The 9,784-nt window shown below is 59.5% G+C and carries 13 protein-coding genes and 1 pseudogene; 12 read left to right on the forward strand and 2 right to left on the reverse strand.

Annotated elements, in window-relative coordinates; all coding sequences use genetic code 11:
- Positions 1-2: 2 nt before the first annotated feature.
- From NCT32_RS31015 to NCT32_RS31060, 10 genes and pseudogenes are all read left to right on the forward strand, one after another.
- Positions 3-698, forward strand: a complete 696-nt coding sequence (locus NCT32_RS31015) for a substrate-binding domain-containing protein (RefSeq protein ID WP_250491072.1) — start codon at positions 3-5, stop codon at positions 696-698.
- Positions 699-909: 211 nt separating this feature from the next.
- Positions 910-1,188, forward strand: a pseudogene (locus NCT32_RS31020) (transposase); the annotation flags it as partial.
- A 244-nt stretch (positions 1,189-1,432) separates the two neighbouring features.
- Positions 1,433-1,648 (forward strand): hypothetical protein, encoded by a 216-nt coding sequence (locus tag NCT32_RS31025; RefSeq protein ID WP_250491073.1) that lies wholly within the window; start codon positions 1,433-1,435, stop codon positions 1,646-1,648.
- A gap of 80 nt (positions 1,649-1,728) precedes the next feature.
- Positions 1,729-2,190: an IS66-like element accessory protein TnpA gene (gene tnpA, locus NCT32_RS31030; protein WP_250491074.1), complete on the forward strand. Its 462-nt coding sequence runs from the start codon at positions 1,729-1,731 to the stop codon at positions 2,188-2,190.
- A complete protein-coding gene (gene tnpB, locus NCT32_RS31035) occupies positions 2,190-2,543 on the forward strand; it encodes an IS66 family insertion sequence element accessory protein TnpB (protein ID WP_250491075.1) in 354 nt (117 codons plus the stop codon). The genes tnpA and tnpB overlap by 1 nt, the downstream gene beginning before the upstream one ends.
- A 418-nt stretch (positions 2,544-2,961) precedes the next feature.
- On the forward strand, positions 2,962-3,354 hold the full coding sequence (locus tag NCT32_RS31040; RefSeq protein WP_061119841.1) for a hypothetical protein: 393 nt from the start codon (positions 2,962-2,964) through the stop codon (positions 3,352-3,354).
- 258 nt (positions 3,355-3,612) lie between these two features.
- Positions 3,613-4,005, forward strand: a complete 393-nt coding sequence (locus NCT32_RS31045; protein ID WP_250491076.1) for a hypothetical protein — start codon at positions 3,613-3,615, stop codon at positions 4,003-4,005.
- 142 nt (positions 4,006-4,147) lie between these two features.
- Complete coding sequence (locus NCT32_RS31050) at positions 4,148-4,369, forward strand: DUF3717 domain-containing protein (protein WP_250491077.1); 222 nt, start codon at positions 4,148-4,150, stop codon at positions 4,367-4,369.
- Positions 4,370-4,389: 20 nt separating this feature from the next.
- The gene (locus tag NCT32_RS31055) at positions 4,390-4,893 is read left to right on the forward strand and encodes a hypothetical protein (protein WP_250491078.1); all 504 of its coding nucleotides are present in this window, start codon (positions 4,390-4,392) and stop codon (positions 4,891-4,893) included.
- Positions 4,894-4,995: 102 nt separating this feature from the next.
- Entirely contained in the window at positions 4,996-5,298 is a 303-nt protein-coding gene (locus NCT32_RS31060; RefSeq protein ID WP_250491079.1) for a hypothetical protein, read from the forward strand.
- Positions 5,299-5,384: 86 nt separating this feature from the next.
- Here the strand turns inward: NCT32_RS31060 and NCT32_RS31065 are convergent, their stop codons facing one another.
- Both NCT32_RS31065 and NCT32_RS31070 read right to left on the reverse strand, forming a co-directional pair.
- Positions 5,385-5,828 carry a response regulator gene (locus NCT32_RS31065; protein WP_250491080.1) on the reverse strand — a complete coding sequence of 148 codons (444 nt, stop codon included), beginning with the start codon at positions 5,826-5,828 and terminating at the stop codon, positions 5,385-5,387.
- A gap of 41 nt (positions 5,829-5,869) precedes the next feature.
- Entirely contained in the window at positions 5,870-7,567 is a 1,698-nt protein-coding gene (locus tag NCT32_RS31070) for a methyl-accepting chemotaxis protein (RefSeq protein ID WP_250491081.1), read from the reverse strand.
- 264 nt (positions 7,568-7,831) lie between these two features.
- Between NCT32_RS31070 and NCT32_RS31075 the strand changes: the two genes are divergently transcribed.
- Positions 7,832-8,569 carry a nucleoside 2-deoxyribosyltransferase gene (locus NCT32_RS31075; protein ID WP_311768208.1) on the forward strand — a complete coding sequence of 246 codons (738 nt, stop codon included), beginning with the start codon at positions 7,832-7,834 and terminating at the stop codon, positions 8,567-8,569.
- 47 nt (positions 8,570-8,616) lie between these two features.
- Positions 8,617-9,549, forward strand: a complete 933-nt coding sequence (locus NCT32_RS31080) for a site-specific integrase (protein ID WP_250491082.1) — start codon at positions 8,617-8,619, stop codon at positions 9,547-9,549.
- The last annotated feature ends 235 nt before the right edge of the window (positions 9,550-9,784 follow it).

Raw genomic sequence — 9,784 nt, forward strand, 5'->3', positions numbered from 1 at the left:
TAATGACACTCACCTGCATCTCATCGATGGCGACGCGCAATCTACTTAATGCTCTCGCCGCCGAATATCGGGCAAGTTCTGCATCGCGCGTCGAGATCGAATCGGTGGGCGGGATAGAAGCGGCGAAGCGCGTGCTGAACGGCGAACCATTCGACATCGTCATTCTGGCATCGGACGCTATGTCGCCTCTCGCAGATGCCGGGCGAATCGACCACGCTAGCCTTGTTGAAGTGGTCCGCTCGTCGTTGGCGGTTGCCGTGAAGGCCGGTGCTTCCGCACCTGACGTAAGCAGCGAAGCCGGGCTTCGCGATGCGGTGCGGTGCGCTAATTCCGTTGGGTATTCAACCGGGCCCAGCGGTGCACATGTGCTGCGATTACTCCACCGCTGGGGCGTGGCCGACGGGGCAGCCGAAGTGCGCCGGCCACGGCTCGTGCAGGCGAAGCCAGGAACGCCGGTCGGCTCATTGGTCGGAAGCGGTGAGGTTGATATCGGGTTTCAGCAGTTCAGTGAATTGAAGGACATTGAGGGTATCGATCTTCTTTGGCCGCTGCCGTCACCGGTCGGTTTGACCACCGTTTTTAGTGCCGCCATCACATCCGGCTGCACAACACCGGAAGCAGCAAAAGCATTTCTCACGTACATTGCGTCGCCTAAAAGTGCGAGCACGAAGCGGATCCACGGGATGGAACCAGCTTAGCGATCTAGCTATGTCGGCTTCTTCATCGCCGCCACACCCAAGCTCCCTTTCAACTATATGCCCAGCTCCAACGGTGGCGCTCTCTTGCTTGAGCAGCCACTACGCCACGGCTGACTTCGTGACGCCGACGTTGGTCGGCGCAGGGAAGTGACCATGCCTCGATTTCATGTACAGCAGAAATTTGCTAATTTCTGTTTGTACGGAGGTTCTAATGTCAGAGAAGCTAGTGCCAAAGCGGCAGTACACGGACGAGTTCAAGGTCGAGGCCATTAGGCTCGCCGAATCAGTCGGGCAGCACGAAGCCGCGCGTCGGCTTGGAGTGCCCGTGGCAACCTTGGGCAATTGGAGTCGACGCAGTCGCAATGCTAAAAGTGTCGGCGAACTCGACGGTCACGAAGTGAAGAGCACGCGATCGACGCGCCCGCTCAACGAACTGGAGGCGGAGAACAGCCGACTTCGGAAAGAACTCGCCAGTGCGAGACTCGATATCTAGATCCTTCGAAACCGCCCACGGGCATCTTGCCCGACCCTCATGGGCAGAAACACGGAGTGAGTCTAAACTGCCAGAGCGCTGGTCAGCGGCCGCTCGCTTTTTGGAGGCACCGTCCCCGATTTGAAACCTGGCTCAGGGGAAGTGCGGACTCCGCTGTGGTGGCACGTATTTTGTGACCCCGTTTAGGAAATTGATCTCATCCGTATCCCTGGCCAGCGCCCATTGACTCATGGAGGTGGCAATGTCAGGGAAGCTCATCAAAGCAGCGGGCCTGCCGGTAATTCATGACCGGGCCGCAGGCATTGACATCGGATCACGCTTCCATGTGGTCAGCGTGCCTTCGTCTTTGAGTGACGATCCAGTGCAGACATTCCAGGCGTTCACCGGCGATATTCAACGGATGGCATGCTGGCTCGTCTCGGTTGGCATAGATACCGTTGCAATGGAATCGACGTAAGCGGTAATTCCCCCGCATCTGGCAAGCCTCGCTGAGGAGGGTCAAGCTTGTGTCCGCAATCACAACTTGCGGACGCAAACATGACCCCAGACGAACTTGATTTCCTCCCTCTTAAAGTCACGCATATCGATGAAGGCGGCCGGCGCTGCTTTGATCCAGAGGACAAGCGCCGGCTGATCGAGGCATGCCGAAGACCAGGGGCGTCGGTGTCCGGGCTGGCCCTCAAGGCTGGCGTGAACGCCAACCAGTTGCGCAAATGGGTCCAGCGCGAGCGCGGACCAGAGTGCCACCGCACGGAGAAGCCTCTTGACGTCCACGTGCCGCCGTTCGTGCCGGTCGTAGAGCTCGCACCTTCCGGGGCAGCGACGTCCGAAGCCTTGCCAGCGTCAACGCGACGTGAAGCAATGCGGCCCTCGCACCGCCCGCCGTTGCCCTCACGCCTGGTGGCGCAGTTGCCCAACGGAGTGAGTCTTGAACTTGAATGTGGCCAACAGGATACGGCGCTGCTCACGGCGATGATCGGCGCGTTGAGGAGTCGCTGATGCTGCGCTTCGCCGATGACCTGAGGGTCTACCTCTACCGCGAGCCGATCGACTTCCGTTGTGGCATCAATACCCTTGCCGCCCTGGTTGAGGACTCGATGCAGATGGACCCGCTGGCCCGCGCCGTGTATGCATTCCACAACCGCAAATGCGATCGCATCAAGCTCCTGCTGTACGAGCGCACCGGATTCTGGCTGCTGCTGCGTCGGCTTGAGGAAGACCGTTTCGTGTGGCCGCGACGGCATCAGGAGGTGATCGAACTGACGACCCAGCAGCTTCACTGGCTGCTCGATGGCATCGACATCGACGCGCTTTGCCGCCATCCTGTGCGCCATTACCAGCACGCCAGCTAGCCCGGTGCGTTGCACGTAAACAACGGGAGGTGCGCCTTTTACGAATTTAGGTAAACCTACGACGCGCCGCGCTTCGCTACCCTGGAGCGCATGAAGAATGCACCCGACCTCAAGCACGTACCTACGGGCGTTCAGGGCTATATCCACGCCCTCGAGGCGCGTGTAACCGACTTGCTCAACGGGCTCGCGAAGATGCGTCTTCGCCAGCAGCAACACATGCACCTGCGAAGCGTCCCTCTTTCGTCTTACAGGCTTGACTTCAAACACCATTGGATAGGCTTACACGTCGGAAGGCGAAAGCACACAGGACTAGAAACCGTGCAGCGATGCCGTTATCCACCGGTTGGGTCGGCATCAGCCATTAATCGACCCACTATTAACGCGCACCACACAAAACAATCACGGGAAAACCAAGGGCATGTTGAAGCCAAAAGTAAATGTTTTTATCGCTGGCGAAGCCTTATTGGCGGCCAAGAAGAAAGTGATCAACCAGTGCGTTGAGAACGCTAAGTCTGAAGGGTCGAGCTTGGCCGCAGCTGAGAAGAAAGGGGCGAGGCTGTTTTTCGCCTTCTCCAGAACGTGCTACGGTTTCTCTGAGGCGACCACAGCCCAATACCTGCGCGTCTACGAGCGCTTCGTCGACTCCCGCCACCGAGCCGAGATGGAGGGGCTTTTCAGTGCGAGCGAACTCGCGGTTCTCGCTGCCTACTCGGACGACGAACTGACGGAGATCGTGTCGGCGAAGGCAGCAAACCTTAGTCTTACTCGCGACGGGATCAAACAGCTACTGAAGACCCGTCAAGCAGCTTGAACGAGCACTTCGGCACCGACATCGCGCAGGGCGATCAACCACTAGCAGTTCCGACAATCGCTAACCGATGCGTTCGCAGTCTGTCCCAGTGGCGAACGTCCTGGCTGACGTCTGTGGCGCGACGATCTTTCGCTTTTTTATACAGAGGAACATATGTCCGAACTTGATGACGCAACGATTTATGTCGAACTAGAACGTGCCGGAATTGGCCGCGTTGAACTTTAGTCGCGTGAAGCGACGAAGGAAGAGGCGCTGCGGATGTTTGAATCCGCGAGCAACGACAGGCGAGCAATCGAGGACGATCTTGCCTCGCGCGTCGCAGCGGAGGTTAAGGGCGACCTGCTCTGCGCCGGCTACTTCTTCGTTGAGGGCGGTAAAGAGGCGCACGAGGATGTGGCATTCCCGATTGTGCACGCGGTCGCTGCTGTCAGCGAGCATTTCGGCGTCGACGCCGAGACGTTGGACCGCGCGCTAGAACCCGGGAACGTGGCCGCGCTCAGTTCCGCGAGAGACGCGGAACTGGCGTCGTTTCTTAAAGACCATCCGGAAATTCTAGCCGGGGCCAAAGCCTTGCGCGAGAAACACGGAAACGTGCAGGCTGCGTTGGCTGCGGAACTGGCTAACGAGTTGAAAGGCGAAGTAAGGCACTAGCACGGTGTCGCCCAGCCCTCTTCCAAAGCCGTTGCCCTCACGCCGATTCGGGAAAAAGCGATGCGCTCGTCGAGGCCTGGGCGACAAGACCCGACGAAGAGGAATATCATCCGCAATTGATAGAGCAACGGCAGCTAGCAGGATGAACGAGTACGCGATCGCTGATATTGAGAACGCCATCAACTACTGGCGATCGCGGCAGGCGGCAACAGATGACTTCGCTGTCTGCCCACGAGGAAGAGTACTGGCGGACGTGTACGGAACGATGATCTATCATCAACGAGAGCGCATCGAAGCGAGAAACCTGACGCCAGAACAAAATGAAGCGATAGGCCTTGCACTCGCCCAGAAAGAACTGTTTTGATCCCAACGAGAGAGGGCGAGATGCCGAACGATGACAGAGCCTTGGTATGGGTCGACGCGATTGCCGGCGGCGGCCGCGTTGAAATCTATTCGCGAGAGGTACCGAAGGCGGAAGCCCTGCGGATGTTTGCCTCAGCCAGCAGCGACACGCGAGCGTTCGAAGAAGACCTCACAGACTGGGTGGCAACGGAGACAATCGGCGACGTTTTGTATGCCGGCTACTTCTGCTCCAAGACAAAAGGCTGGGACGAGGAAAAACAAGTGTCGTTCGCGCTCGTACATGCTTGCGACGCTATCGGCAAACATTTCGGCATCGATGCGGGAGTCCTCGAACGCGCATTGCGGCCAGAGAATCTGGCAGAGTTGGCCGCGGCACGGGATGCAGAGATCGCATCTCTGGTCCATGATCTTCCAGAACTTACTAAGGACGCCGAGACCGTGCGAGAAAAGCATGCGTCGGTGCAAGCGGCCCTGGCCGACGAACTGGCGAAGGCCATCGCCGCCGGAAAAATCACCTCCCACTGATCATCCAAGACGCGTCAGGCGCTGCCTTGACAATGCTGTCGCGTCGGTACCCTAGGTAGTGAGCCAAGCATCCTGCTCGGCCGCTACCGATGGAGAATTTGGATGGCTTTTCGTATCGATCCCTCGTCCGTAGCGTTCCTCGAAACCCGCCGTGGCATCAACGCGACCGCGACGATCGTGTCTGATGAAGGCGTCAAAATCGGCGAAGTCGACGACATTGCAGAGCGGATCGTTGCGGATGTCACGTTTGTATCGGCCGCCGCCCGCTCGGTGTTTGTTGGTGAGGCGCGGCGTGTACATCCAGTAGTTCTCGGTCGCACCGACCACAACGACGATATATTCGCATCCGAGTACGCGCGAGCGCTTCTTGCGGAAGCGGAGAAAATCCTGCTATCCAGCATGTGACGGACGGGTCGTCCTCGCACCACGAGCCCGAGTTAGTGTGCCCTCTCGCCCATGCGTTTCCGTGATTGACACGCGTCGGACCGACGTTACATCGTCCTATCGAAGATTGCGCCGAATACGGATGCGCCGTGATTTGTTGGTGCGGCGCTTGCCGAGAGCGGCGCAATTTGAGCGAGCTTGTCTCCGAGGGCAGCCTCAGAGAACGGCTTTACGATATAGCCGCTGGCACCGGCGCTGATCGCCGCGAGCACGTTTTCACGCCTCTTTTCGGCGGTCACCATCAATACCGGTAGTTCCGCCAGATCCGACTTGCGAATCTCCTGCAGGAGGGTCAGCCCGTCCATGTTCGGCATGTTCCAGTCAGTTATGACGAGATCGAACTGTTGCGCGCGCAGCTTCTCGAGCGCTGAAACTCTGTCCTCTGCCTCGTCGATGGTCGTATAACCGATAGCCCTCAGCATTTTTCGGATCAGATTACGCATGGTGGCCATGTCATCGACCACCAACAAACGCGTATTCGCATTTACCATCTGTGAACTCTTCCTTTTTCCACCGTGCCTCTCGAGGAAGCTTAGAACGTCGACCAGTCGCCGTCAGCCGCTGCCACAACAGCTGCCGGCTTCGGTGCACTCGACGGCTTCAGCACTCGCGTCGTCGTGCCGCTCTTCTTCGCGTGTGCGGCGCGCGGCGTCTGAGCAGCACTGTTACTGAGTGGCTGAACGGCAAGCGTCTGACCGGTGCGGAACACTCCTACGGCGGTGGTGAGTTGCTTCGCTTGGTCCTCCATCGAACCTGCCGCGGCCGCTGCCTCCTCAACGAGCGCTGCGTTCTGCTGCGTCACCTCGTCCATCTGTGAGATGGCTTGGTTCACTTGCTCAATGCCACGGCTTTGCTCGTTCGAAGCCGAGGCGATCTCGCCCATGATGTCGGTGACGCGTTGGATGGCAGTGCCGACCCGCTGCATGGTTTCCCCTGCCCGCGCGACAAGTTCCGTACCGGCTTGCACTCGGTTGCCGGACCTCTCGATTAGATCTTTGATCTCCTTCGCAGCGGCTGATGAGCGCTGTGCGAGACTTCGAACCTCGCTTGCCACTACCGCAAATCCACGGCCTTGCTCGCCTGCGCGCGCCGCTTCAACTGCCGCGTTCAGCGCCAAGATGTTCGTCTGGAAGGCGATGCCTTCGATCATCCCGATGATCTCAGCGATCTTCGCGGAACTCTCCTCAATGCCCGCCATCGTGTCGACGACTTGACCGACGATCGCGCTGCCCTCGTTGGCGACGACGTTGGCGGTGTCCGCCAGCCCGCTCGCCTGCTTGGCGTTCTCAGAATTCTGCTTGACCGTGGAGGTTAGCTCTTCCATGCTCGCGGCCGTTTCTTGAAGAGAAGCGGCTTGCTCCTCTGTGCGCGATGACAGGTCCGTGTTGCCAGCAGCAATCTGTTTGCTAGCGCTGGCTATCGCCTCACTGCTCAGCCGAACAGTGCTGACAGTGGCGGCCAATTTCTCTTTCATGGCGGCGACGCCGGCAAGCAATTGGCCCATCTCGTTGTGCGTCTTGATCGCCACCTCGTGCGTCAGGTCGCCGTCCGATATGTGCTCGAAGTGCTTCAGCGCCTCGGCAAGTGGCGTCATGATGGCCCGGCGCAAGAAGAACCAGCCGAGCGCTGCGGTAGCTACGCCAACGAGCAAGGCCAACACGCCAAGGGTGCGCAGCCCTTTCACGCGGGCGTCGCTCTCGGCCGTCTGACGCTTCGCATCGGCAATCTGGAAATCCTGCAGCTTTTCGAAGGCTTCAATACAACGGGTGTACGACGTCGGCATATCCTGGAACGCAATGCGGCCGACCGCCTCGTTGTCGCCCGCTTCTATCGCAGCGCCGAATCTGTCGAGTGCCTGTCGCATCTCGGCGCGAGACTCGGCAACGCTCTTTGCGAGTTGGTCCTCATCGGCTCCGCGCGGCAGGGAGTCATACTTGCTGTACCACTCGTCTGATTGACGCATGAATCCATTGGCGCGTGCGATCAGTCCGCCAGCGTCTTTGTCCGCCGGATTTATCGCATAGCGGTCAAGCGCAAGCCGCGCACGAGCGATGTAGTTGTTTGATATGCCGAGGGCGTTGACCGCCGGTAGCGAGTTGTCAGAGATGTCTTTGGCCGATGAATAGGTAGCACTGACGCCGTACAACCCGAAGCCGACTGACAGCGCCAGCAGAAAGCCGAGGAAAGCCATGGTGAGCGCAAGCCGCGCCCGAATCGTCAGGTTGTTCATTGTTCTTGCTTCTAGCGCTCAACAGTAAAGGCAGTGCGATTGCGCGGTCGCGGTGCCTTGCGCTTCTGGGATAAAAGCGATCAGTGTCTATCGGCACCAAACCCCACGCGCTCCAGTGAAATTTTCTACGGCGGCACTGACGGGGACGGACCGGTAACGATGACCGCACACGTGCCCTACGCCTCTCGCATGGCTGACTTGACTTAAGGGCGTTATTGGTAAGCTCCTAGGCATCCAATAGCCGCACAGCGACGCCACGAAGCGATGCAAAAAAGAAATCCGACCAAGTCACAGCGCGCCGTGATGGACTTGCTCGACCAGGGCTTACCGGTCGAGCAGATCGCAAACAGTCTCGGCAAGAGCGCCTTGGCTGTGAAGAAGCAGCTCAACCGGATAAAACGACGGGTCCGAGAAGGAAGGATCGACCCCTCACCTCTGCCGATCGAGCGCGCCGCGAGCGAGCCCCGCATCTACCTCGCGGGCTTCGACGTCTTCCGCCGCGACGCGAAGGAACACGGCGAGCGTCTCAAGCAGCTCTGCCGCGATCGCGGCTTCGTTGGTCTTTATCCACTCGACGGGCAAGTGCCCTCCTCGCTTCAACGGCAAGACGCTGCCCGATGGATATACGCCGCGAACATCGAACTGATCCGGTCGGCCGATATCGTGATGGCGAACCTCGATGACTTTCGCGGGGCCGGTGAACCAGACAGCGGGACGGCTTTTGAAGTTGGTTTCGCGACAGCTCTCGGCAAGCCGGTGTGGGCCTATCGGTCCAGCGAAGAGTCGCTTGTCGAGCGCGTCACGGCCGCGGCGATCGGGACCGAAGGCGGTTTTTGTGCCGGAGGCTACTTCATAGAGGACTTTGGCCTGAGCGTCAATCTGATGCTGGCGTGCTCCGCGCAAGTTGTTGTCGGCGGACCGGCTGCTTGCCTCGACGCCATGCGACGCGATGTCGACGGAGGTACCGCAGGCGTTGGTGGCTCGGGGTTGGCGAAGCGTTAGCTTCGCTGTAGGGTTTGGGTTGAGCGAATTTCAGTATATCGACTTCTATGCCTGATGATGCTTGGCTTGTTGCACCCGAAGACGCCTATGCCCAATGGCAGCGTGAAGAAGCGACGGGCGCCGATCGCCGCGCGTTCGCCGACCAGTCGATCGTCCAGCACCGTTCGATGTTCTCGCGCTTCAACGACTATCTGATCGCACACCGTGCGACGGTCGCGAGCTTCGGCGCGGACCACATCGATGGATTCTTCGCCGAACTGGCGCAGGACTGCGCCCCCGGCACGACCACACGCCTGCGCTATCTGAAACTCATCGACCGGGTCACGCGTCACCTCGTGAACATCGAACTGCGCGGTGACAATCCGGCGGCACAGATGTTGGTCAATGAGAGCTGGCCACAAGACGAGCCGACGCCGATCTATCTCTCATCGGAAGACGATGCACGGCTACAAGCGGTGTGCGTTGCAACCGAGGGCGCGGCGTTCAAGGAATTGCGAAACACGGCGATCGTGGCGCTCTTCCTGGCGTCAGGGGTCACGGCCACCGAACTTAGGCAGTTGCGCGTCGACGACCTCGATGTGCATGGCGAGCGCCCCACTGTCTTCGTTGACAAGCATGGACCTCGCATTGCACGGCGGGTGCCAATCGAATCTTTCGCGGTCGACGTGCTGCGCGAATATCACAAGGCGCGCAGCCGCATCCAGGCCCCGACGCAATGGCTTTTCATAGCCACTGCGGGCGGCAAGCCGATGCTGCCGGATACGATGCTTAAATGTGTCCGCGTAGCGCTACGCCGCGCTGACCTGTCGGCGGCCGACGAGAGTCCACGCTTGCTCAGAAACACGTTCGGTCGTCGGCTGATCATCGCCGGCAAAACCAATGAGCAAGTGAGCAATCTTATGGGCCTGTCGAGCCATCGCACTGCGACTCGCCTTCGCCAAACTCTCATACTGAGCGAGGCGTCCGACGCACAAGCCTAGTGCCTTGCGGGCCGGCCTCGGCCACAATCGGGGATCGGACGCCGCGACGCGCTTGCCCCCTGTCACCTGGTCCGAGCAGGACCAGTACGTTGATCGGAATACCGTCGTCGCGTCATCGCTTGCCAGATGCTTTGTCACGGTCTTCCTGCGAGCCTAAACGACCGTTCGACTCCGCGCGTCGAGCCGGCGCACGCGTCACGCTGGAACCACCCTTGAGCCATCTATCAACGGCTAT

Origin of the sequence: Caballeronia sp. INML2 (assembly GCF_023631365.1) — a bacterium.
GTDB lineage: Bacteria > Pseudomonadota > Gammaproteobacteria > Burkholderiales > Burkholderiaceae > Caballeronia > Caballeronia turbans.

What these genes read in the sequence shown, in the direction of transcription:
- NCT32_RS31015 (WP_250491072.1), top strand. Translation starts at nt 3, where the DNA reads ATGACACTCACCTGCATCTCATCGATGGCGACGCGCAATCTACTTAAT.
- NCT32_RS31025 (WP_250491073.1), top strand. Translation starts at nt 1,433, where the DNA reads ATGTCAGGGAAGCTCATCAAAGCAGCGGGCCTGCCGGTAATTCATGAC.
- tnpA (WP_250491074.1), top strand. Translation starts at nt 1,729, where the DNA reads ATGACCCCAGACGAACTTGATTTCCTCCCTCTTAAAGTCACGCATATC.
- tnpB (WP_250491075.1), top strand. Translation starts at nt 2,190, where the DNA reads ATGCTGCGCTTCGCCGATGACCTGAGGGTCTACCTCTACCGCGAGCCG.
- NCT32_RS31040 (WP_061119841.1), top strand. Translation starts at nt 2,962, where the DNA reads ATGTTGAAGCCAAAAGTAAATGTTTTTATCGCTGGCGAAGCCTTATTG.
- NCT32_RS31045 (WP_250491076.1), top strand. Translation starts at nt 3,613, where the DNA reads ATGTTTGAATCCGCGAGCAACGACAGGCGAGCAATCGAGGACGATCTT.
- NCT32_RS31050 (WP_250491077.1), top strand. Translation starts at nt 4,148, where the DNA reads ATGAACGAGTACGCGATCGCTGATATTGAGAACGCCATCAACTACTGG.
- NCT32_RS31055 (WP_250491078.1), top strand. Translation starts at nt 4,390, where the DNA reads ATGCCGAACGATGACAGAGCCTTGGTATGGGTCGACGCGATTGCCGGC.
- NCT32_RS31060 (WP_250491079.1), top strand. Translation starts at nt 4,996, where the DNA reads ATGGCTTTTCGTATCGATCCCTCGTCCGTAGCGTTCCTCGAAACCCGC.
- NCT32_RS31065 (WP_250491080.1), bottom strand. Translation starts at nt 5,828, where the DNA reads ATGGTAAATGCGAATACGCGTTTGTTGGTGGTCGATGACATGGCCACC.
- NCT32_RS31070 (WP_250491081.1), bottom strand. Translation starts at nt 7,567, where the DNA reads ATGAACAACCTGACGATTCGGGCGCGGCTTGCGCTCACCATGGCTTTC.
- NCT32_RS31075 (WP_311768208.1), top strand. Translation starts at nt 7,832, where the DNA reads ATGCAAAAAAGAAATCCGACCAAGTCACAGCGCGCCGTGATGGACTTG.
- NCT32_RS31080 (WP_250491082.1), top strand. Translation starts at nt 8,617, where the DNA reads ATGCCTGATGATGCTTGGCTTGTTGCACCCGAAGACGCCTATGCCCAA.